This window comes from Priestia sp. TGN 0903, assembly GCF_050846855.1.
In the GTDB taxonomy this organism is placed as follows: Bacteria; Bacillota; Bacilli; order Bacillales; family Bacillaceae_H; genus Priestia; species Priestia zanthoxyli.
Map to the genome: position 1 here is coordinate 1 of NZ_JBOZGL010000045.1, position 509 is coordinate 509.

Genomic DNA, 509 nt, shown 5'->3' on the forward strand with positions numbered 1-509 from the left:
TCGGGTGATGGTGGTAGGCATGTCAATGTCCCTGATCGGTGGGCAGCACTTCCGTCCCGATCCGCAGTCCGGCGCAGACCACGGGCGCGAGGATGACGACGATGGGCACGATGATGTCGAGCACGATGCGGCGGGTCATGACGCACCGCCGAGCGCGGCGAAGTCGATCCCGGCGGCACGCATCGGCTCGGTGAGCGTCGCGAAGTGGGGGGTGGAGATCATGTCGCGGACGACGACGGCCCATGCGGCGTCCCATGCGGCGTACCGTGCGGCGATCTGCACCTGGTCATCGGTCAGGGTGGGCAGCAGCGCCAGATAGGCGACCACCTCACGGCCACACGGCCCGAGCGCCTGCCACGCGGGCAGCTCCCGCACCACACGCCACCCAGCGCACCCGACCTTGCGCATCGCCCCGGGCACCACATCGGCCAGCGGCTCCACCTCCAGCAGACGGCTCGGCCACCCCATGCCGGAACAGTCGGCAGGCTCGGTCGATGCGGCCAAATGCC

The 509-nt window shown here is 69.9% G+C and carries 1 protein-coding gene; it reads right to left on the reverse strand.

The window, feature by feature from the left end:
- Positions 1 to 135: 135 nt before the first annotated feature.
- A partial coding sequence (locus ACRPLY_RS26830) for a hypothetical protein (protein ID WP_432232236.1) occupies positions 136 to 509 on the reverse strand: 374 nt, incomplete at its 5' end.